13 protein-coding genes (1 of these 13 only partly in view) are annotated in these 21,898 nt (G+C 71.6%); 5 read left to right on the forward strand and 8 right to left on the reverse strand.

The features are described 5' to 3' along the window. From OP04_RS07630 to OP04_RS49295, 5 genes are all read right to left on the reverse strand, one after another. Positions 1–9,010: the 5' portion of a non-ribosomal peptide synthetase gene (locus tag OP04_RS07630; protein WP_033338808.1), read on the reverse strand. 2,672 nt of this gene lie to the left of the window's left edge; 9,010 of the gene's 11,682 nt are visible here — the first part of the coding sequence; its start codon is at positions 9,008–9,010; its stop codon lies off the left edge, out of view. 53 nt (positions 9,011–9,063) lie between these two features. Beyond that, on the reverse strand, positions 9,064–9,279 hold the full coding sequence (locus OP04_RS07635; RefSeq protein WP_033338809.1) for an MbtH family protein: 216 nt from the start codon (positions 9,277–9,279) through the stop codon (positions 9,064–9,066). 31 nt (positions 9,280–9,310) lie between these two features. Then, the gene (gene panD, locus OP04_RS07640; protein ID WP_033338810.1) at positions 9,311–9,727 is read right to left on the reverse strand and encodes an aspartate 1-decarboxylase; all 417 of its coding nucleotides are present in this window, start codon (positions 9,725–9,727) and stop codon (positions 9,311–9,313) included. An 895-nt stretch (positions 9,728–10,622) separates the two neighbouring features. Next, positions 10,623–11,474, reverse strand: a complete 852-nt coding sequence (locus OP04_RS07645) for a 5'-methylthioadenosine/S-adenosylhomocysteine nucleosidase family protein (RefSeq protein ID WP_033338811.1) — start codon at positions 11,472–11,474, stop codon at positions 10,623–10,625. Further along, positions 11,471–14,290, reverse strand: a complete 2,820-nt coding sequence (locus tag OP04_RS49295) for a substrate-binding domain-containing protein (RefSeq protein ID WP_157239441.1) — start codon at positions 14,288–14,290, stop codon at positions 11,471–11,473. The genes OP04_RS07645 and OP04_RS49295 overlap by 4 nt, the downstream gene beginning before the upstream one ends. Positions 14,291–14,397: 107 nt before the next feature. On the opposite strand from OP04_RS49295, the gene OP04_RS48395 reads away from it, so the two are divergent. After that, entirely contained in the window at positions 14,398–14,721 is a 324-nt protein-coding gene (locus OP04_RS48395; protein WP_157239443.1) for an MDR/zinc-dependent alcohol dehydrogenase-like family protein, read from the forward strand. 6 nt (positions 14,722–14,727) lie between these two features. On the opposite strand, the gene OP04_RS55470 is transcribed toward OP04_RS48395, so the two are convergent. Both OP04_RS55470 and OP04_RS55475 read right to left on the reverse strand, forming a co-directional pair. Next, entirely contained in the window at positions 14,728–15,240 is a 513-nt protein-coding gene (locus tag OP04_RS55470; protein WP_232323506.1) for a helix-turn-helix domain-containing protein, read from the reverse strand. After that, positions 15,215–15,640 (reverse strand): AraC family ligand binding domain-containing protein, encoded by a 426-nt coding sequence (locus tag OP04_RS55475; RefSeq protein WP_232323507.1) that lies wholly within the window; start codon positions 15,638–15,640, stop codon positions 15,215–15,217. The genes OP04_RS55470 and OP04_RS55475 overlap by 26 nt, the downstream gene beginning before the upstream one ends. Before the next feature lie 142 nt (positions 15,641–15,782). On the opposite strand from OP04_RS55475, the gene OP04_RS07670 reads away from it, so the two are divergent. The 4 genes from OP04_RS07670 to OP04_RS07685 are packed head-to-tail and all read left to right on the forward strand — an operon-like array spanning position 15,783 to position 21,494. Then, complete coding sequence (locus tag OP04_RS07670) at positions 15,783–18,509, forward strand: alpha-L-rhamnosidase (protein ID WP_033338813.1); 2,727 nt, start codon at positions 15,783–15,785, stop codon at positions 18,507–18,509. Positions 18,510–18,523: 14 nt separating this feature from the next. Next, entirely contained in the window at positions 18,524–19,825 is a 1,302-nt protein-coding gene (locus tag OP04_RS07675; RefSeq protein ID WP_033338814.1) for an ABC transporter substrate-binding protein, read from the forward strand. After that, on the forward strand, positions 19,819–20,679 hold the full coding sequence (locus tag OP04_RS07680; RefSeq protein WP_051797254.1) for a carbohydrate ABC transporter permease: 861 nt from the start codon (positions 19,819–19,821) through the stop codon (positions 20,677–20,679). The genes OP04_RS07675 and OP04_RS07680 overlap by 7 nt, the downstream gene beginning before the upstream one ends. Further along, on the forward strand, positions 20,676–21,494 hold the full coding sequence (locus OP04_RS07685; protein ID WP_033338815.1) for a carbohydrate ABC transporter permease: 819 nt from the start codon (positions 20,676–20,678) through the stop codon (positions 21,492–21,494). The genes OP04_RS07680 and OP04_RS07685 overlap by 4 nt, the downstream gene beginning before the upstream one ends. Here OP04_RS07685 and OP04_RS07690 read toward each other — a convergent pair. Further along, on the reverse strand, positions 21,491–21,898 hold the full coding sequence (locus OP04_RS07690) for a pyridoxamine 5'-phosphate oxidase family protein (RefSeq protein WP_033338816.1): 408 nt from the start codon (positions 21,896–21,898) through the stop codon (positions 21,491–21,493). The genes OP04_RS07685 and OP04_RS07690 overlap by 4 nt on opposite strands.

The following is a 21,898-nucleotide window of genomic DNA, read 5'->3' on the forward strand; positions in this document are numbered from 1 at the left end:
CGGACCAGCCGTCCCAGGCCGCGTGATGCCCGGTGATGATCAGCGTGGTCCCGGCGACCAGATCGAATCGGAAGAGCGGCGGCCGGCGCAGATCGAACCGCTCGATCCTCCGCCTCGCCGCGACGTCGTCGCCGCGGTCGCCGATCGAGTGCTCGCCGTGTGCGTGTTCGACGGCATCCGGCTCGCCGATGCCGCGCGCGGTGCCACCATGCGCACTGGCCCCGCGCTCGCTGGCGTCGCGCTCGATCGCACCGCGCTCGACCACGCCGCTCTCGCTGGCATCGTGCTCGCTGACCCCGCGCTCGCTGGCATCGTGCTCGCTGGCGTCGTGCTCGCGCAGTTCCGCCCGGGTGGATCCGTGCAGCACCGCGGCCACGCGTCCGGACTCCAGCGGCCGCAATCCGAGCCGCAGCCCGGCGTGCCGCGCGAACAGCGCCTCGATCGCGGCCCGCATCCGCGCGACGTCCAGCGGCGAGCGGAATCGCAGGCGCAACTGCACGGTGTAGACGTCGAGCCGCGTGCCCGCCGTGTGTGCGAGCGCGACCAGCCCCTCCTGCAACGGTCCCACCGGCAGCACGTCCTGCCAGCCCGGTTCCTCCGCGTCGAGAACGTCGACGTCGCGTTGCGAAAGACCTTTGAGCGTCAGATCAGCGGGGGTACGGCCGCCGCGCGCATTCGCTGAGCCCAGGCTCAACGCGGTGAAGGCGTCCCCGAGCGCGTCCCGGAACCCTTCCCCCACACCGATGACGACCGCGCGCAACTCCCGGCCCTCTTCGGTGTCGACGGTGTAGGCGACCAGTTCCGTACCCTCGTGGCTGTCCTGAAGCTCAGGTTCCTGAGTCACGTGTCCGAGGTAGTTGACCAGCAGCTCAGGCTCGCCCGCCGCGGCCAGTGCGGGTGCGGTCTGCGGGTTGAGATACCGCAGCAGGCCGTAGCCGACGCCGTCGTTCGGCACCGCCCGCAGCGTCTCCTTGACGGCCTTGAGGACCGCGATCGCTCCCGCGCCCGGCGCCAGATCCAGCCGGACCGGGAACAGCGTGGTGAACCAGCCGACCGTGCCGGTTTCCTCCCCGCGCCCGTGCCGCTCGACCGCCACCGTGACGTGCTGCCGCTCATCGCTCCCGCGCAGCGCCCGTACCGCCAGCGCGACCGCTGCCAGCACCAGATCCTCCCCGGTGAACCGGTGCTCCTCCACCGCCCACCGCCACAGCGGCCCGGCCCGCTCCGCGCCCACCGCGAGCGAGGCGGGCCCAGAGGCCACCGACGTTTCGCGAACCGCGGTGCCGTCCGGCGCGGCGTTGCCGAGCGCGGCGCTTCCCAGCGCGGCGTTGTTCGGCACAGCGTTGCCGGACACAGCGCTACCGAGCACAGCGATGCTCGGCGCGGCGATGCCCAGGCCGGAGTCGGCCGGCGCAGCATCGCCCAACGCAGCATCGGCCGACGCCGCAACAGCCGGCGCGGAGGCAGCCGGCGCGGAGGCAGCCGGCGCGGAGGCAGCAGATGCTGTGGCGGGCGCGGCCGACAGGATCGGCGTCGGACCGGAGACCGTGTGCAGCCAGTAGTCGTATTCGTCCAGGACGGCGGGGCTCGATGCCAGCTCGCGGAGGCGAGCGGACCAGGCGCGGAACGGCAGCGATTCAACGGCCGGAAGCGCGGTGCCGGTCAGCGCCGCGTGGAGGTCGGCCCAGAGGACGGCCCACGAGACCGTGTCGACGGCGAGGTGGTGGATGGTCGCGATGACCCGTGCAGATCCACCGTCGACGGCCGGGACCAGGCGCCAGCACGAGTTGCGGCCTTCCCGCGGGTCGAGCGTCGCTGCTGAGCTGCCGATCAGCTCGGTGGCGGGCACGGCCTCGTCCCGGCGAGGAATCAGCAGCGACCAGTGCCCGTGAGCGCTGATCGTCAGGCGCGCCCGCAGCATCGGATGCCGGTCGAGCAGCGTCTCTACCGCCCGGGTCAGTGCCGCCCGGTCGGTGCCGGCGGGGACCGTCGCCGCCGATGTCTGGACGGCGCCGGTCAGACCGCCGCGTTCACGCAACCGGTGCATGATCGGTGTCAGCTCCACCGGGCCCTCGGCCACGGCCTCGGTGACGGACGGCTTCGGCATGGTCTTCACGATCAGCGGTTGCGCGACACGGGCCAGCGCCGCCGGGCTCTGGTGCGAGAACACGTCCTTGACCTGGATTCGCCATCCGGCCGCGCGAGCCCGGTTGACCAGCTGGATCGCCAGGATGCTGTCGCCGCCGGCCGCGAAGAAGCCTGTGTCCGGGTCCGCATCGGCTCGTTCCAGCACCTCCGCGAAGACCCGGCACATCACCGCCACCGGAGACGCTGCTCGCTCAACGCCGCTGGTCACGACGTCGGCGTCCTCTCCATTCGCGCCGGACGAGACACTCATCCCGGGCACAGTCCCGATCTCGGGCGCAGCACCAGGCCCAGACACGGTCACGATCCCGGGCGCCGCCCCAGCCCCAGGCGCAGCACCAACCCCAGACACGGTCACGATCCCGGGCACAGCCTCGGCCCCGGGCGCAGCACCAACTCCAGGCGCGGTCGCGATCCCGGGCACAGCCCCCGCCTGGAGCGCAGCACCAGACCCGCGCACAGTCGCGATCCCGAGCGCCGCCCCGGCCCCGGAGGCAGCATCAGCTCCAGGTATCGACACGATCCCGGGCACACCAGCGGCCCCGGCCGCAGCGCCGGTCCCAGGCACGGCGCCTGCCGTGGGTGGCACCCCGGCATCCGGACCAGGGCTCGGCGGAACCGAATGAGCGCCCGCATGCTGCGGATCTGTCGGCAGCGCGCGGCGGTCGAGTTTGCCGCTCGGGGTGAGCGGGAGCGATTCGATCACGCGGATGGTCGACGGGATCAGCGCTTCGGGAACCACGCCGCCGAGCCACGTGCGGATCTCGGCGGGGTCGGGAACGGCGCCGTCGGACGCCACGACGAAGCCGAGCAGCCGCGCGTTGCCCGCGCGGTCGGTGCGGGTCGCCGCCGCCGAGGCGCGCACGGACGGGTGGCGCAGGAGCGCGGCTTCGACCTCGCCGAGCTCGATGCGTACCCCCCGGATCTTGACTTGATCGTCAGTCCGGCCGAGGTAGTCGACGGCGCCGTCCGGCCGCCGCCGGGCCAGGTCGCCGGTGCGGTACAGGCGCCGGCCGGGACTCTGCGGGTGGGCGACGAAGCGGGTGGCGGTCAGGCCGGCGCGGCCGAGGTAGCCGGTGGCCAGTTGCACGCCGCTCAGGTAGAGCTCGCCGGGGACGCCGGCCGGCGCGGGCCGCAGGTGACGGTCGAGCACGTGCGCGCCCGTGTTCCACACCGGACGGCCGATCGGCGCGGCGGCGCGCGTGTCCGCCTCCCCGGTCCGCCACGCGGTCACGTCGACGGCGGCCTCGGTCGGGCCGTAGAGATTGTGCAGCTCGGCCGGGAGCGCGGCCCGGAAGCGCGCCACCAGCCCGGCGGGGAGCGCCTCACCGCTGCAGAAGACGCGGCGCACCCCGTCGCATTCTCGCGCACGTGGATCGGTCAGGAACGCACCGAGCATCGAGGGTACGAAGTGGAGCGTCGTCACCCGGTGCCGCGTGATCGTGCCGGCCAGATATCCGGGGTCGCGATGCCCGCCGGGCGCGGCCAGCACGAGCGTGGCGCCGGCCAGTAGCGGCCAGAAGAACTCCCACACGGACACGTCGAAGCCGGCCGGCGTCTTCTGCAGCACGACGTCGTCCGCGCCGAGCGGGTAGGTGTCCTGCATCCAGAGCAGGCGGTTGACGATCGCGCGGTGCGGGACGACGACGCCTTTGGGACGCCCGGTCGAGCCGGACGTGTAGATGACGTAGGCCGGGTCGCCGGGCGTGGCCGCGCGGCCCGTCTCCGTGCCGGCGCCCGCGTCCAGCTCGCGGACGGTCGCGGCGTCCAGGTGGGTCACCGGGTCGGCGTCCGCGCGCATGAGCGCGGTGCGCTCGGCGGGGTGGTCGGGGTCGAGCGGGAGGTAGGCGGCGCCGGACCGATGGATCGCGTACAGCGCGATGATCAGCTCGACGGAGCGCGGGATCTCGACCGCGACGATCGTGCCGGGCCCGGCGCCCCGGGCGCGCAGGCCGGTGGCCACGCGTGCGGCGGCCGCGTCGAGTTCCGCGTAGCTGAGACGGCGGCCGGTGGCGTCGTCGACGACGGCGGTGCGGTCCGGGTGGCGGGTGACCGCGGCCGTGAACAGGGCGGGAAGCGTGGTGTCCGGCACGATCGCGGCCGGACCGCGGCCCGCCTCCCACGCCGTGCCGGGCAGCACTGACAGGCGGGACAGGCGGCTGTCCGGGTGGTCGGTCAGTCCTGACAGTACCGTCAGCAGGGATTGAGCGATGGCTTCGATCCGGTCCGCGTCGAAGAGCGCGGTCGCGTATTCGAGGCGGAGGTCCACGCCGTCCGGCGACTCGGTGAACTTGACGGTCAGGTCGAACTTGGCGGTGCCGGTGTCCGCCAGCCGCGCCCGCCCGGACACGTCGTCCAGCCGGAGCGTCTCGTCCTGCGCGTACTCGTGGATGATCATGATTTGGAAGAGCGGGTGGCGGCCGGGCTCGCGGGGCGGGTTGAGCGCCTCGATGACGCGCTCGAACGGCAGGTCCGCGTGGGCGAACGCGGCCGCGTCGGCGGTCTGGACGCGGTCCAGCAGCGTGCGCACGGTCGGGTCGCCGGACAGGTCGGTGCGGAGCACGACCGTGTTCAGGAAACAGCCGACCACCGCATCGAGCGCCGGGTCCGGGCGGGTGGCGATCGGCGTACCCACGGCGAGGTCTTCTCCGGCGCCGAAGGCGTCGAGCACGATCGCGGTGGCCGCGTGCAGCGCCGTGAACGTGGTGACGCCCTGCGCGCGGGCGAGGTCGCGCAGTCCGGTGTGGACATCCGGGCCGAGCGTGACGCGATGGACGGCGCCGGTGGTGACCGGCGCGGCCGGTCGCGGCCGGTCGCGGGCGAGCGGCGTCTCCGCGGGAAGCCCGTCCAGCGTGCGGCGCCAGAAGTCCCGCTGCCGCTCCGCGATCGTGACGCCGTCCTCCACGTGCGCGAGCAGCGCGGTGTGCCAGCGCGTGTAGTCGCGATACGTCACGGCCGGGCGGGGCAGGCCGAGGCCCCGGCCGCCGGCGTGCTCCGGCTGGGACGCCGTGGTCCAGTTCTCGGCACGCGCGGCGAGGACTCCGGATGACGCCACAGACTCATCGTCGGCACGCGCGGCGAAGACTCCGGATGATGTCAGAGGCCCACCGTCAGCGCGCACGTCGGTGATGCCGGACGAGGTCGGAGGCACGCTGCCCGCACGCGCGGCGTAGGCCGTGGCGAGGTCCGCGAGCAGGACACCGGTCGCGGCCTGATCGCCGGCCAGGTGGTGCAGCGTCAGCACGAGCGTGTCCGTCTCCGGGCCGCGCAGCAGCACGGCGCGCAGCGGCGCACGGTGCGCCAGGTCGAACGGCTCCCTGACTGCCTGGTCGATCAGCGGCTCCGCGATCGGCCCCGTCTCACGGACGGTCAACGGGTCACCGGGGTCGTCGAGCACACGTTGCCACGGCCCGTCCGCGTCCTCGGACACCACGGTCCGCAGCGTGTCGTGCCGGGCGGTCACGTCACGAAGCGCGGCGCGCAGTACCTCCGGGTCCGTACGGCCGTCGAGCGTGATGACCAGCGGGATGTTGTAGAGCGCGCTGCCGCCGTCGAGGCGGTCCGCGAACCAGAAACGGGTCTGTGCCGCGGACAGCGGGGTCCGCGCGCCGGCTGATCCGCCGGTCAGCACCGGGCGGGCGGTGCGACGGGCCTCCTCGACGGTACGGGCGAGCGCGGCCACGGTCCGGCCCGCGAAGACCGCACGCAGGTCGATCTCGGCGCCGAGTCGTGAGCGCACGAGGCCGAGGAGCCGGGCCGCGGTCAGGGAGTGGCCGCCGTGCGTGAAGAAGTCGTCGTCCACGCCGATCCGTTCCACGCCCAGCAGCTCGGCGAAGATCCCGGCGAGCGCCTTCTCCACCGGGCTCTCCGGCTCACGGCCGGCCGTGGTGAGCGCGGGGGCGGGCAGCGCGCGGAGGTCGAGTTTGCCGTTCGTGGTCATCGGGAGCGCGTCGAGCGGCGTGACCGCGGCCGGGACCAGGTAGTCCGGCAGCCGTTCGCGCAGGTAGCGCTCGACCTCGGGAATCAGGCGCGTCCCGTGGTCGTCCGCGCGTGGGACGACGTAGGCCGCGAGCACGGTGCCACCGGGCGATTCCCGGGGTACGACGATCGCGTGCGCGACCCGCGGATGCCCGGCGAGCACGGTCTCGACCTCGCCGGGCTCGACGCGGAAGCCGCGGATCTTCACCTGGTCGTCGGCGCGGCCCAAGAACTCGATCTCACCGCCGAAGCGGAGCCGGACGCGGTCGCCGGTGCGGAAGAGGCGGCTTCCGGACCGGTCGGCGACGAACCGGGTCGCGGTCAGGCCGGGCCGGGACGCGTAGCCGCGCGCCAGACCGGGGCCGCCGAGGTACAGCTCGCCGACGCCGCCCTCGGGCACCGGGCGCAGCGCGTCGTCCAGGACGAGCGCGCGGGCGCCGGCGACCGGCCCGCCCAGCACCGGCCGGTCCGTGCCGTCGACGGACGCGTGCAGCGCGTCGACCGTGTACTCGGTCGGCCCGTAGGCGTTGATGCTGATCGGCTGGTCGGTCAGGGCGCGCAGGCGGGTCCAGAGCGCGGCGGGCGCGGCCTCGCCGCCGAAGACGAGCACGCACGGACGGTGCGGTGCCTCGCACAGTCCGGCGTCGAGCAGCAGTGCGAGGTGGCTGGGGGTGGTGTCCACGTAGTCGATGCGCTGCTCGCGGACCAGCCGGACCAGCGCGGCCGGGTCGCGGTAGACGTCCTCGGGCACGAGGATCAGCTCGTGGCCGGCGACCATCCAGAGCAGCGGGTCGAGCGCGGCGTCGAACGACAGCGGCGCGGTGTGCGCGATCCGCAGGCGGCGGCCGGACGGGACGCGGGCCATCAGCCCGTCGCGGTGCCCGGCCAGCAGCGAGGCGAGCGCGCCCTGGCTGACCTGCACGGCCTTCGGCCGTCCGGTCGAGCCGGACGTGTAGATCGCGTAGGCGAGGCGCGCGTCGGCCGCAGCGGCGGGGAGATGCTTCTCCGGGCCGGCCGGGGTTGCCTCGGTGCCGTCGTGCCCACGCCGCGGTGATGTCCCGGCCGACTCGGTGGCCCCGATAACCAGGGTTCCCTGCGGAAACGCGATGGGCGGGGACGACGAGTCCGGCACCAGCGCGGCGAGGGGTGCCGCGTCTCGCAGCATGAAGTCCAGGCGGTCGGCGGGCTGGGTGAGGTCGAGAGGGAGCCAGGCCATGCCGGAGCGGGCGACCGCCAGCATGGCGATCACGAACTCGGCTCCGCGCGGGAGGGCCAGGGCGATCAACGGCTCGGGCCCCATCGCGAGGGCGGCGGATCCGGACTGTCGTGCGCGATCATGGCCACGTTGGTGCGGGGTGGGTGCCGAGGCCGCATCGGCCTGCGCCACAGAGAACTGCGGTGAATCGGCGATCACTGCGGCCTCCGTGGAGAGCCGCAACGCGGCATCCGCCCGCGCGGCCCGCAGGCGCAGGGCGAGGCGGTCCACCGCGTCGGCGAGCGCGCGGAACGTCCACGAGCGGGAGCCGTCCCGCAGTGCCACCGCCTCCGGCGTCCGGGCGGCCTGCGCGGCGAAGGCGGCCCCGGCATGCGGATGCTCCGGCGACAGCGCGCGCCCGACAGCCTGTCCGCCGGCGGCGCGCGCGGACCCCGTACCCCCGAAATCGATTTTTTCCAGAGGACCCTCGAAGGTGGCGAGGAACGAGCCGAAACCCCGGAGCGCGCGCTCGGTGTCCGCGATGCTGTAGGCGGCGGCGTTGGCGTCCAGGTCGAGGTGCAGCGTGCCCGCGGCGCGCCGGACGGAGAGCGTGAGGTCGTCGACGGGGCCGGCGGCGACGCTGCGCAGTTCCGCGGTCGCGGTGCCGAAGTCGAGCCGGTAGTCGAAGTACTTCAGGTTGACACTGGGTCCATAGGGGACGGCCAGATCCTCGCCGCGGTACCGCTGGTGGCGGCGCGCGGAGGCGAGCGCCGCCGCCGTCTGAGCGCTCAGTTCGGAAGCGCTGGTCCCCCGCGGCACGCTCAGGCGCAGTGGGAGCACGTTCGCCGCGTTGCCGGGCACACGCAGGACCGGGCCGGACCGGGACGCGAACGGTATGCCGAGGCTGACCTGCGCGGATCCGGTGAGCCGGGAGACGTAGGCGGCGAACGCGGCCAGCGCGGCCTCGCCCCACGACACGCCGGCCGGGTCGGCGAACGGGACCGCGAGGCTGCTGCGGTGGAACGTGCCGGGCGGCTGCGGACCACGTCCGCTGAGTGTCGGGACAGCTCCGCCGTCCGGTGGCAGCGACTCCCAGAAAGCCTTGTCCGACAGGCGATCCGGCGACGCGCGGTAGGCCGCGTCGGCGTCGAGCAACAGCTGATACGGCCGGAACGGGGAGTCGCCGTCCGGCAGATCCCGGGAACGGGCGCGGTAGACGTCCGCGATGCGCGCGCAGACCAGCGGCATGCTGTACCCGTCGAGCACCAGGTGGTGGGCGCGCGGGCACCACCAGTGCAGGTCCGGACCGAGCCGGAGCAGCGTGAACTCGACCAGCGGGTCCCGCAGCGGATCACGCGGCACGGAGAACGACGACGCCAGCCAGGCGCGGGCGGCCGCCACCGGATCGGGTGCGGCGCGGAGATCCACCCGCGCGGTCGGCGGCGCGAGGTCCGGCACGATCGTCTGGGTGACCTGGTCGTCGTGCGCGTCGAAACGGGCGCGCAGCGACCCGGCCTCCCGGACCACGGCGGCACACGCGCCCTCGAGCAGATCGGGATCAAGCGGACCGCGGATCTCCGCGTAGCCGCCGATGTCGTAGGCGGTGGTGCCGGGGTGGAGGCGCAGGGCGTACCAGACGCCCAGCTGGGCACCGGTCAGTGGCAGCCGCCGGCCGCCGTCGTCGTTACTCACCGTTACCGCACTTTCAAGCGAGGTCGTCCGATAGGCCCGTTATGCGCGCGGGGTCAGTCGGCGCGTTCCATCGCCTCCTGCAGGCTGCGCGGGCGCATGTCGGTCCAGTGCTGCTCCACGTAGGCCAGGCTCTGCGCGCGGTCGGACGGGCCGAAGACGGTCTGCCAGCCGGCCGGGACCTCAGCGAATTCGGGCCACAGGGAATGCTGGCCCTCATCATTGACGAGCACCAGGAACACGCCGTTCTCGTCGTCGAACGGATTCGTCATCACAATGTCCTTTGCAGCGGTGGGAACGGATTCAGAGCGCGATCGCGCCGTCGACCAGCTCGGGGCGGCCGGGCACCGGCTCGGACGGCGAGGCGCCGAGCGCGACGATGCGGTTGGCCTCGTCGACGTGGACCACGCGGGGCGCGTGCGCGGCCAGCTCGGCGTCCTCCACGATCGCGTAGGTGATGACGATGACCAGGTCACCGGGGTGCACGAGGTGGGCGGCCGCGCCGTTGACACCGATCACGCCACTGCCCGCCGGGCCGGTGATGGCGTAGGTCTCCAGCCGCGCGCCGTTCGTGATGTCGACGACCTGGACGCGCTCGCCCTCCACGATGTCCGCGGCCTTCATCAGGTCGGCGTCGATGGTCAGCGATCCCACATAGTGCAGATCCGCCTGGGTGACGGTCGCGCGGTGAATCTTTCCGTTGAGCATGGTGCGCTGCACGTCGTCTCCTGTCAGATTGACGCCTGGCTTTGCGAAAGGCGGGCACGCGTCATCGGCCCATACGGTCGGTAACGCCCCGTACCGGCTGCCACTGGTGGATCCAGCACCTCGCAGACGAGGAGGAAGATGCCCGACGGCGGATCACATCCGTCGATTCCTCCAGAACTTAGGCTAGGCTAACCATGGTCGCCCGGTCCCGCAAGGACTTGATCACCATGCGTGCGCCACACCACGCATCGCCCCGGCCACCACCAGCCACGATGGATGATCACTTTTCTGCTGAAACCGATTTCCCGACCGCCCGCCATCTCGCGCTTCGGAACGCACCCCGGACAAGGACCGTGACGCCCACACGCCTGGCGCGCATCGGCGCAGTGAGACTGTCCACACCACGCCGATCCGCATGACGCCGCCCGAGAGACAGCACAGGAGCTGGCCTCCAGCGCCCGCTACAGGTTCGGACCGGCGACGCTTCACGACGACAAACCGACCCAGGTACGGTCGCCGGCACGAGAAGGGCGCCATCTGGCCCCTCCGCGCAGGCGACACGCACGTCGCCAGCAGAGGTAGATTCGCTCCTGCTCCTCAGCAGCAGGCGTATCATGCGGTGACTTGCTCTACGCTGCGGCTTACGCCCGATAAGGGAGACACGGTGACCGCCAGTGTCGTCGCGCTGACGGCCCTGCCGTTGGAGTAGATGGCGATCCGTGGGCTGCTGCACCATGCAGAACGCCGTCCTCATCCCGCTGGCACGCAGTTCGAAGTGGGTGAACTCAAGTCCGGGTGCGGCGTCATCGCGATCGCCGAGACCGGCGAAGGCAATTCAAGCGCCGCGGCGATCGCCGAGCGTGCGATCGCGACGTTCCAACCGGAAGCCTTGTCACATCGATGTTGGTCAGGGACGAAAGTCGAGGTACGGGGCGAGAGTGATCATGACCGAGGCGGCATGGCGGGAGGCTAGGGCGTGGTGGTCACCGGCCGGCGGTTTGTGCTCGTCGGCGGCGTCGGAGATGCCACGGATGGTCAGCCAGCCGTAGGGGGTGGCTGACCATCCGGCGACCTCGTGGAAGGTCTGTGCGGCGCCGGCCGCCTCCGTCTCCACGGCCAGCACGTTCTCGTTGACGCCCTGCAGCCAGGTGCGGATGTAGGAGTCGGCGTCCGTCACGACCGCGTTGCCAGAGCCGATCGGGCCACGGTGCACCCGGAACGGCTCAGCCTGTGTGGCGCCTTGGCGATCGGCGGTGAAGTCGTTGAGCCGGTGGCCGAGCTCGGCGCTGACGGTCTGCATACGGGCGCGTATTCTCGGGCCGGAGGCGGTTTCGCGGCGCGCGTCGTACGAGATGATCTGTTCGGAGATCACCACGTCGCCGATGCGCACCCAGTCCGCGATCCCGCCCGCGATGCCGACCAGCAGCACGACCGACGGCCGGAACCGCGTGATCAGCTCCCGGACTGCAAGCGCGGCGGACTCGGTGCCGGGCTGGAGCGTCTGCACCGCGACCACACGCAGCGGCGGGCGCGGCGGGACCGGAAGCCACGCCTCGCGAAACAGCGGCCCGCCCGGCTCCTCCCGCCAGCTGCGGGTCTCCCCCAGCGTCGTCTCCACCGCGTGCCGCTCCTGTGGCAGCACTGTGATCACCCCGATGTCGGTGCGCGACGGCGTCCCTGTCTCGGCCGGTGTGCCCTGCGCACTGAACTGTGAATGGCTGATCCGGCTGTTGCTGACGATGTTCGACCCTGAGATCATCGCGTCGCTCCGCGGTTGTTCCTGGCGTCGAACGAGGAGTTCTCGACCTTGCTGTTGTTGATGATGTTCGAGCCGGAGATATTGAGCGCCGAGTTCGCGCGGTCACGATATTCCTCGGTGTCCACCCCCTTGGTGTCCAGGAAGTCCAGGACCGCCGCGATCGTGCGACGCTCGATCAGCCGCCGGAACTTCTCCACGTCCTGGATCTGCACCAGATTCCGCGCGAGGCCGGGTGAGCCGAGTTCCCGCAGGCCGATGCGTGCGCCATAGTCATACCCCCGCGTGACCTGCGGCGTGCCGGCCGTGCCGCCGGACGCGAAGGCCAGCTGGATCAGGGCGCGGACGAGCCGCCGTGGCGCGTACGCGACCGTACGTGGCGTCTCTGCCAGCCCGCGCCTCAATGCCCGCGCCCACGCATCCGGGCCGGAACCGTCCACCTGCGACACCGTGCGGTACAGGTCGTAGCAGGGGCCAAGCGCGGTCGTGGTCACCTCCAGGTACAGCGACCGGCCTTGGACAGCCACGTGGACGTGCACCGAGGTCACCACCTCGCCGCCCCACGAGACGACGCGGCAGGTCAGCGCGTGTCGGGCCGGCGTGACGGGGTGCCGGATCACCGAGTTCACGGTCTCGGGCGCCGTGTACGGGGCCAGGTAGCTGACCTCCGTTCCGGACAGCATGACCGTGTCCCGCACGGTCATGCCCGCGATCGTCTCCTCGGTGGACCGTCCCGGGCCGGCCACGAGACGGCCGAGGTGGTCCCGCAGGTGCCCGACCAGCTCTGCGGCCTCGAACGGCGGCCGCGGGAACTCGCGTGATGCCTCGCTTGGCCGGGGTGGCAGGATGCCCAGCTCGGCGGCGCGCACGGTCACCGGGTCGGGCACCGGGCGGACCAGGCGCTGTGCGAAGCCCCACGACCTCACCACCTCGCCGGCGCCGACGTACGGCCGGAATCCGGCGTACACGATCGTGTCCGCGTACTGCTGCCGGTCGATCTCACGCAGCCGCGTCGTGTCCACGGGCACGCCCGGCGTGAGTCCCGGCCGGAATCCCTGCAGTTCCAGCTGCCGCCACAGCGACCACGCGATCGGGAACAGGAAGAGCATCAGCAGTACCGCGAGCGACACCAGCGCGGTCACCTGCGCCTGTTGCTGCAGCGCTTCCAGCGCGCCCGGTTCGAACGGGCTGATGTCTCCGGTGTCCGTCCCGAACGCCTGCGCGAGCATCATCAGGTTCAGGTAGATCGACAGCAGCGCGGTGATCGCCCAGGCGGCAAGGAGCAGGCCGCCGCGTAGCAGCAGCACGTTCGGGTCGATGCCCGCGCCGTCGCGCAACCGTCGCACCGTGTCTCGCACGAACCGCCAGGCGGAAACGTACAGCTGCACGGTGACCAGGTTGATCAGGACATACAGGAACACGTTCATGGACAGGCAGAACGTGGCGCCCAGCGTGACTACGATCGCGAGGTCGCGCCATACCGCGATGGCACGTGCCCGCAGGCAATGCGCGATCACCGGTACCACGTTGAAGCCATGCGACGGCGCCACGATTCGCCGTGGCTGGTGGTAGATCTCGCGGAGCGCCTCGTCCCGGAAGGTGTCGTCCAGGTACGCCGCGGCGCACAGGTGACGGGTCGCGGTGGCCGGATCCTCGGAGAACGGAGTGGGGTAGGTCATGGGTGTCTCCCGCACGATGTCGGCGATTCCGCCCCAATGAACCACGCAGACCATCCGGTATGGATCGAGTGGACGGGCGCGCTCGATCGCCGGGGAGGTCGCGCGCGAGCCCGATCGGGCCGCGCGTCCGGATGATCGGCAGAGACACGAGGACGTTCGCCACCGCGGGTCAGGCGGAGTCCCGGCGGACCACCGCCGAAGGATCAGGGGGTACGGCACCGGCGTCCAGACCGAGTGCCGACCGCGCGGCACGCCGACCGTTGCCAACGGCGTCGATGTGGACGGTGGTGAGCGCCGGAATCCACAGTCGCCGTATGGAGTGTCGTCGAAGCCGATGACCGCGAGATCGTCCGGCGCTCTGCGCTGCAGCCCGACGAACGCGGTAAGTACCCGGAGGGCGGTGTCGTCGTCGAACGCGGCCACCGCTGTCGGTGCCGAGCGGCCGGTCAGAAGGGCACGCAGGCGCGAGCCCGTCTCGGCGCGGCTGGTGGTGACGGAGATGGTCAGCGGCCCCGGCAGCCCTCTCGTCAGGGTGGCGGATCGGGCATGGCGCAGGCGGAGGGCAGCGAAGCGGGTCAGGGCGGGGTCCGCGGGCGCGGCGAAGGCGATGCGGGTGTGGCCGCGGTCCGCGAGGTAGCCGATCTGGGTGTCCGCGTGCGCCGCCATGCCGTCGTGCCAGCCGCCGTCGCGCAGGTCGGATTCGTCATCGGCGTAGATCTGGTCCAGGTCGACCACGGCACGCGGGTTGGCCGCCTCGACGACCCGCCGCAACGCGGCCGCTGAATCCGACCGTGCACGCGACAGGCCATCACGGCCGGCGCCGGCCGGTCGCGCGCCGCCGCCAGGGTTCGGCGCACCGGCGCCACCCGATGGCGTGGTTCCGCTCGCGCCGGTGCCGGAGCCGTATCGGACGAGCAGCGTGTGGCCGTGTGCGGCCAGTTCCGTCTCCAGGCCGGCGATGAAGCTCTGGAGGCTGCCGCCCGGTCGCAGGCGGCCCGCGTTGAGCAGCACGATGCGTGAGGTGCCCTCGCGGAGCGCGCGGGCGATGCCGTGGGGGACGTAGCCGAGCGCGTCCGCGGCCTCGCGCACGCGGGCGCGGGTCTCCCGCGGGATGGTCTGGCCCGGTGCCGCGTTGAGCACGAAGCTCACGGTGGCTGGCCGCGCTGCACGGCGAGGCGCGCGGCGGGCTGGTCTCCGGGCTGAGGCCGGCCACGGACATCTACCTGGACGTGGCCGGTGCGCCGGGCGTGCTGGAGACTGCGCTGGACTGCGCGAAGCACGGCGCCACGCTCGGCATCGTGGCCGTGCACAAGCGTCCCGCGTCCGTCGACTTCGGCCGGTTACTCACCACGGAGCTGACGATCGTGCTGTCGATGGGCTACCCCACCGAGATCTTCGACGTCACCGACGATATCGTGAAAAATTGGGAAAAATATGCGCTCATCGTCAGTGACGTGATCCCGTTCGACGACGTCCAGGATGCGCTGCGACTGGCCGCACCCCGGGAGCGGCCGAGAAGGTCGTCGTCACGTTCCGATGACCTGTCCGAGCACCCGCGAACGTCCGACTAGCACGATCTAGGCCGAGATCCCGGTGAAGCGCCGCAACTTCGCGAGGTGATGGGTGAACCGGGCCCGGTACGCGGACGGGCTCATCCCGTAGTGGGCCCGGAAGCGGCGGGCGAAGTAGTTCTGGTCCGGCCAGCCCACGAGGTGCCCGATCTGACTGATCGGTGAGTCGGTGTGCAGCAGCCGGTCCGCCGCGATCTCCACCCGGAGCCGGTTGAGGTAGGCCATCGGCGGCAGCCCGGTCGCGGCCTTGAACACCCTGACCAGGTGGCCCGGCGTCAGGTGCAGCTCGTCCGCGAGCGCGGTCAGGCTCCACGCGTACGACGGCCGCGCCTCCAGCAGGTGCATCGCGCGCGCCACCGCGGGGTGGGTGCGGCCGGTCGTGCCGGAGTCCGGCGACACGGATCGGGCCAGGTGGGCGAGGAACAGTGCGAGCCGCCCGATGATGTCGCCGCGGTGCGACGCGACCGATCGCGCCCGCAGCCGGTCAAGTGCATCAAGATGAACCAGCGACTCGGTCAACTCGTCGGCGGGCAGCCGGGTGGTGAGGATGCCGCGGCGGCCGTCGGAGTAGGGGCCCGGTCCAGAGCAGGTAGCCGAGCAGCGGGTCGTCGCGCATCCAGGCCAGCTCGCGTTGCAGCAGCTCGGTGCCGAAGCAGCAGTTGTAGAGGTCGAGCGCGCGGCACTCCTCGTAACCGTGCCAGACGCCGGGTCGCAGCACGATCACGTCGCCGATGTCGAGCTGCCGCCGCCCGCCGAGGCTGTGGTGCGTGCCGGCGCCGCCGACCACGACCGCGATCTCCACGAAGCTGTGCGTGTGCGTCTCGTGCGCGCCCTCGTGCAGGTAGTGCCCCGCGTACGCCACCGAGCCGTCGTTGAAGTGCAGCATCGCGTGCGTGTTGTCCACCGGCGGCGTCGACATGGCAGCACGATAGGCCCGATGCACATTCTGTGCTAGAGGCCGCACATCCGGGGCTATGTCGTGGCTCACGCCCGGCCGGAGGATCGACGCAGGCGAAACCTCTCCGTAACGCCGCTGAATCGTTTTACGCGATGGGAGTGCGATGTCTCCGGCCGCCGTCCGCTTCGAGCACCACACCGGGCCTGTCCTGGGCCTGGGCACCGCCACGCCACGCCTCTCCTGGCAGCTGCCGGAAGATCAAGAGCTGCAGCGTGGGTACGAGGTGCGCGTCACCCGCGACGGCCGCGCCGAAACCTTCCCCGTCGAGTCCGGCGCACAGATCCTGGTCCCCTGGCCCGCCACGCCGCTGCGGTCCCGGGAGCGCGCCGAGGTCTCCGTGCGGACCACCGACGGCGACACGTGGAGTGACTGGAGCCCGCCGGCCACGGCCGAGACCGGCCTGCTCGCGCCGGAGGACTGGTCGGCCCGGTTCGTCAGCCCGCGCACCGGCCTGGACGACCCGTCCCCGGTCCTGTCCGCCACGGTCGCGCTCGGCGACGTGCGCAGCGCCCGCCTCTACATCACGGCCGAGGGCCTCTACGCCGCCGCGATCAACGGCGTGCGGGTCGGGGACCAGCAGCTCACGCCCGGCTGGACCGCGTATCAGCACCGGCTGCGCTACCAGACGTTCGACGTGACCGATCTGCTCCTGTCGGGCACGAACCGGATCGACGTGCAGCTCGGCAACGGCTGGTGGCGCGGGCACCTGGGCTTCCGCAACGAGCGCGCGCTCTACGGCGACCGCCTGGCGTTGCTCGCCCAGCTGGAGGTCACCCACGCGGACGGCACGGTGCTGACCGTGGGCACGGACGCGTCGTGGACCGCCCGCACCGGCACGATCGTCACCGACGACCTCTATGACGGGCAGCGCACGGACCTCACCCGTACCCCCGGAGCGGTTGTCGCCGTTGACCTTGTCGACCGCGACCCGGGACGGCTCTGCGCACCGGACGGGCCACCGGTCCGCATCACCGAAACGGTTGCCGCACAACGGGTCTGGCGCGCCGAGAGCGGCGCCACGCTCGTCGACTTCGGCCAGAACCTGGTCGGCTGGGTGCGACTGACCGTGCGCGGTCACCGGCCCGGCCACGAGATCCGGATCCGGCACGCGGAGGTGCTGGAGCACGGCGAGCTCGGCGTCCGTCCACTGCGGACCGCCAAGGCCACGGACGCGTGGGTGCTGGCCGGGCCGGACGAGACCGTGTTGGAGCCGTCGCTGACGTTCCACGGTTTCCGCTACGCGGAGGTCACCGGCATCGAAAACCTTGCGGCAGAGGATCTCCAGGCCGTCGTGGTCGGGTCGGATCTGCGGCGGACCGGCTGGTTCGGGTCGTCGCACACGTTGCTGAACCGCTTTCACGACAACGTGGTCTGGGGCATGCGCGGCAACTTCCTGGACGTGCCGACCGACTGCCCGCAGCGCAACGAGCGCCTGGGCTGGACCGGCGACATCCAGGTCTTCGCGCCCACCGCGAGTTTCCTGTTCGACAGCGCCGGTTTCCTCACCTCCTGGCTGGCGGATCTGGCCGCGGAGCAGCAGAAGGACGGCTCGGTCCCGTTCGTGGTGCCGGACGCGCTGCGCAACCCCGGCCCGGCGGCCGCGGCCTGGGGCGACGCGGCCGTGATCGTGCCGTGGACGCTCTACCAGCGCACCGGCGACCTCGGCCTGCTGAAACGACAGCTGCCGAGCATGCGCGGCTGGGTGGACCGGATCGCGGCGCTGGCCGGGGAGAAGAGGCTGTGGACCGGTGGTTTCCAGTTCGGCGACTGGCTGGACCCGTCCGCGCCGCCGGACGACCCCGCCGCGGCCAAGGCCGACCCGGACGTGGTGGCGACCGCGCACCTGGCCCGCTCCGCCGAACTGACCGCTCAGTCACTCGCGTTGACCGGCGACGACGAGGCGTCCTTCCGGTATGCCGAGCTGGCCCGGAGAGTCCGGGACGCGTTCGCGGCCGAGTACACCACCGCGTCCGGCCGCGTGCTCAGCGATGCCCCCACCGTCTACGCGCTCGCGCTCCAGTGGGCCCTGCTGCCCGGCGACGAGCAGCGCGGACGCGCCGGGCGGAGGCTCGCGGACCTGGTGCGCACGGCCGGATTCCGGATCGACACCGGGTTCGTGGGCACGCCGCTGATGGCGGACGCGCTCACCGACGCCGGGCACCCGGAGCTGGCCTACCGGCTGCTGCTGCAGACCGGCTGCCCGAGCTGGCTCTACCCGGTCACGATGGGCGCGACCACGGTCTGGGAGCGATGGGACAGCATGCTCCCGGACGGGAGCATCAACCCGGGCGAGATGACGTCGTTCAACCACTACGCGCTCGGCGCGGTCGCGGACTGGCTGCACCGCACCGTCGCCGGGCTCGCACCGGCCGCGCCCGGCTACCGTGAGCTGCTGATCCGCCCGATCCCGAGCGCGGAGCTGGATCACGCGTGGGCGCGGCACGACACGCCCTACGGCGAGGCCTACGCGGGCTGGGAGCGCGACGGCGGCCTGCTCACGCTGCGCATCACGGTCCCGGCCGGGACGACCGCGACCGTGCACGTGCCGGGTGCGGCCCGGCCGTTGACCGCCGGGCCCGGCCGCCACGAATGGACCGTCCCGGACCGTGTCACGGATCAGGGACCGCCGCGCACCATCCGCGAGCTGATGGACGACGCGCCACTGTGGAATCGGGTGGTCGCCGCAGCCGGTGATGAGGCGGACCTCGCCGCGAGGCTCGGCCCATACCTCGACCACCCCGCGGCGGAGCTGTCCGACGCCGCCACCGCGCACGGGTTCGCACCCGACGCGGCCCTGCTCCGCGCCCGCCTGGACGCACTGCTGTCATAACGGAGGCACCCCGCATGAGAAACCGACTGATAATCGCGACGATCTCCCTGCTGGCGCTGGCCGGCTGCAGCCCCGGAAGCCTCGGGAGCAGCGACGAGGACGGGAAGCTCACGCTGACGTTCCTGGTCGACAACTCGGCCGAGTCGCTCAAACCGGCGGAGGCGCTCGCGGCCGGCTTCACCGCGAAGAACCCGGACATCACCGTCGACGTGGAATCTCGGCCGCAGGGCAGCGAGGGCGACAACATCATCAAGACCCGGCTCGCGACCGGGGACATGACGGACGTGTTCCAGTACAACTCCGGGTCGCTGTTCCAGGCGCTCGCGCCCGGCCAGAACCTGGCGCCGGTCACGGATCAGGCGTTCGCCGGCGACCTGGACGAGAACTTCAAGGCCACGGTCAGCGCGGACGGGCAGCTGTACGGCGTGCCGTTCAACGCGTCCATGGGCGGCGCGATCCTCTACAACAGGAAGGTGTACGCGCAGCTCGGGCTGACCGTGCCGAAGACGTGGGCCGAGTTCATGTCCAACAACGCACAGTTGAAAGCCGCGAACATCGCGCCGGTCATCCAGACCTACCAGGACACGTGGACGTCGCAGCTGTTCGTGCTCGCGGACTTCCACAACGTCTCCGCGGCCGAGCCTGCGTTCGCGGCCGACTACACGGCGAACAAGACGAAATATGCCACCTCGCCGGCCGCGCTCAAGGGCTTCACGCACCTGCAGGAGGTGCACGACGCCGGCTACCTGAACAGCGACTTCGCGTCCGCGAAGATGGTCGACGGGCTGGCACAGCTGGCGTCCGGGAAGGGCGCGCACTACCCGATCCTCACGTCCGTGGTGACCAGCCTGGCGGCCGACCACGCGGACACGATCGGCGACATCGGGCTGTTCGCGCTGCCCGGCGACGACGCGGCGAAGAACGGGCTGACCGTGTGGGCGTCCGCGGGCGTCTACATCCCGAAGTCGACCGAGGGCGCGAAGCGGGACGCGGCCCGTCAGTTTCTGGCCTACATCGCCAGTCCCGAGGGGTGTGCCGCGTTCGCGCAGGCCGGCCCGCCCAGTGGGCCGTACATGGTGAAGGGCTGCACGCTGCCGGCCGACACCCCGCAGGCGATCAAGGACATGCAGCCGTACATCGACGCGCCCGGCGGGTCGAGCCTGGCGCTGGAGTTCCTGTCGCCGATCAAGGGGCCGGCGCTGGAGCAGATCACGGTCGAGGTCGGGTCCGGGATCCGGCCGGCCGCGGACGGCGCCGCGCTCTACGACCAGGACGTGAAGAAGCAGGCGCAACAGCTCGGGCTGCCGGGATGGTGACGCGCTCGCCGTACCCCCACTGGTTCTATCTGCCGGCGGCGGTGGTCTACGGCGTGCTCTTCGTGGTGCCGACCGTGACGAGTTTCTGGTTCAGCCTGACCCGCTGGACGGTCTTCGACTCGACGTTCGTGGGGCTGGACAACTTCGTCACGTTCTTCCGCGAGCCCGCGCTGGTCAAGGGGTTGACGAACACGCTGATCTACGGCGTGGTCACGTCCGGGCTCAAGGTGGTGCTCGGCATGCTGCTGGCCGTGCTGCTCACGTCGCAGATCGCGGCGCGCGGCTGGCTGCGGTCCGTGGTGTTCTTCCCGGTGCTGGTCAGCACGATCGGCATCGGCCTCACGTTCACCGTGCTGATGGACCCGGTGGACGGACTGATCAATCAGTCGCTGGCTGTCTGGGGAATCAGCGGCCCGGCCTGGCTGACCGATCCGTCCTGGGCGCTGCTGTCCGTGGCGCTGGTCGACGTGTGGAAGGGCGTGGGACTGGCCACGCTCATCTACATCGCCGGGATCGTGTCCATCCCCGCCGAGTATTTCGAGGCGGCCAGGGTCGACGGCGCGGGCGCGTTCGCCCGGTTCCGCAGCATCACGCTGCCGCTGGCCCGGCCGGCCACCGCGACCGTCATCATTCTGTCGCTGATCGGCGGGCTGCGCTCGTTCGACCTGATCTGGGCGATGACGCGCGGCGGGCCCGGGTTCACCTCCGACGTGATCGCGTCGGTGATCTACAAGCAGTACCAGGCCGGTTTCTACGGGCTGTCCACGGCCGGGAACGTGGTGCTGTTCGTGCTGGTGACCGCGATCGTGCTGCCGCTGTCGCGGATCCTCAACCGGCGGGAGGTGGAGCTGTGAGATCACGCCTGCTCGGGCTGCTGGCCGTGGTGGTGTCCGGCGTGGTGTTCCTGGTGCCGTTCGCGTTCATCGTGCTGACGGCCGGGAAGACGCGGGCGGAGGCCTCCCGGCTGGAGTTCTCCTGGCCGGCGCAGCTCCGCTTCGCGGAGAACTTCCTCGAGGTGGTACGCGCCCGCGACTACATGCTGATCATCGCCTACATCAACAGCACCGTCCTGACCGTGGCCAGCGTCTCGATCATGGTGGTGCTGGCCGCGATGGTCGCGTTCGTGCTGCAACGACGTCCGTCCCGGTGGACCGGCACGGTCAACTTCCTGGTGCTGGCCGGGCTGATCATCCCACCGGCCGTGGTGCCGACGATCTGGGTGCTGCAACGCCTCGGCCTGTTCCGCACCATGCCCGGCCTGATCCTGGTCGAGGTCGCGTTCGGCCTGTCGTTCTGCGTGCTGCTGTTCCGCGCGTTCGTGGCCACGATCCCGCGCGCGCTGGACGAGGCCGCGATCCTGGACGGCGCCGGCCCGCTGCGGCTCTTCTTCGGCGTCATCTTCCCGCTGCTGCGGTCCGTGATCGTGACCGCCGTGGTCGTCCAGAGCGTGACCGTCTTCAACGACTTCGTGAACCCGCTGTACTTCCTGCCCGGCGACCGGAACGCCACGGTCCAGCTGACGCTCTACAACTTCGCCGGGCAGTACAGCACCGACTACCACCTGCTGTTCATGAACATCCTGCTGATCACGATCCCGCCGCTGATCATGTTCGCGTTCTTCAACCGGCAGATCGTGGCCGGCATGACGTCCGGCGCGATCAAGGGTTAGTACGAGGCCCGGCTGACCGACTCGACGTGGATGACGATGCGGACCTGGTCGAGTTTCAGCAGCTCGTCGAGCTCGCCGGCCCGCTGCGGGTCGGTCAGGTCCCAGTACCGGGCGGCGAGCCGGGCGACCAGCTCGTGCGCGCCGTCCTCCTCGATCGTGACCCGGCCGGCGACGGCCACCCAGCGTTCGCGCTCGGTGGCCGGCGCCGCGACCACGACCGAGGCCCGGGGGTCGCGCCGCAGCCGGCGCACCTTGGCCGTCTCCGGGCCGGTGAACAGCTGCACCGTGCCGTCCTCCGTCGCCTCGAACCAGACCGGGCGGGGCTGAGGCGGGAGCGGCCCGGCGGCCACGGTCAGGAAGCCGAGCAGCGGGCGGGCCAGGAATTCCTGATCTTCAGGGGTCAT

Origin of the sequence: Catenuloplanes japonicus (assembly GCF_000717135.1) — a bacterium.
Classification (GTDB): domain Bacteria; phylum Actinomycetota; class Actinomycetes; order Mycobacteriales; family Micromonosporaceae; genus Catenuloplanes; species Catenuloplanes japonicus.

Bases quoted from the DNA above. Each gene is read 5' to 3' on its own strand.
- OP04_RS07645 (WP_033338811.1), bottom strand. From the start codon at position 11,474: ATGATCTCAGGGTCGAACATCGTCAGCAACAGCCGGATCAGCCATTCA.
- OP04_RS07635 (WP_033338809.1), bottom strand. From the start codon at position 9,279: ATGACGAATCCGTTCGACGACGAGAACGGCGTGTTCCTGGTGCTCGTC.
- OP04_RS07670 (WP_033338813.1), top strand. From the start codon at position 15,783: ATGTCTCCGGCCGCCGTCCGCTTCGAGCACCACACCGGGCCTGTCCTG.
- OP04_RS07690 (WP_033338816.1), bottom strand. From the start codon at position 21,898: ATGACCCCTGAAGATCAGGAATTCCTGGCCCGCCCGCTGCTCGGCTTC.
- OP04_RS07680 (WP_051797254.1), top strand. From the start codon at position 19,819: ATGGTGACGCGCTCGCCGTACCCCCACTGGTTCTATCTGCCGGCGGCG.
- OP04_RS55475 (WP_232323507.1), bottom strand. From the start codon at position 15,640: ATGTCGACGCCGCCGGTGGACAACACGCACGCGATGCTGCACTTCAAC.
- OP04_RS07675 (WP_033338814.1), top strand. From the start codon at position 18,524: ATGAGAAACCGACTGATAATCGCGACGATCTCCCTGCTGGCGCTGGCC.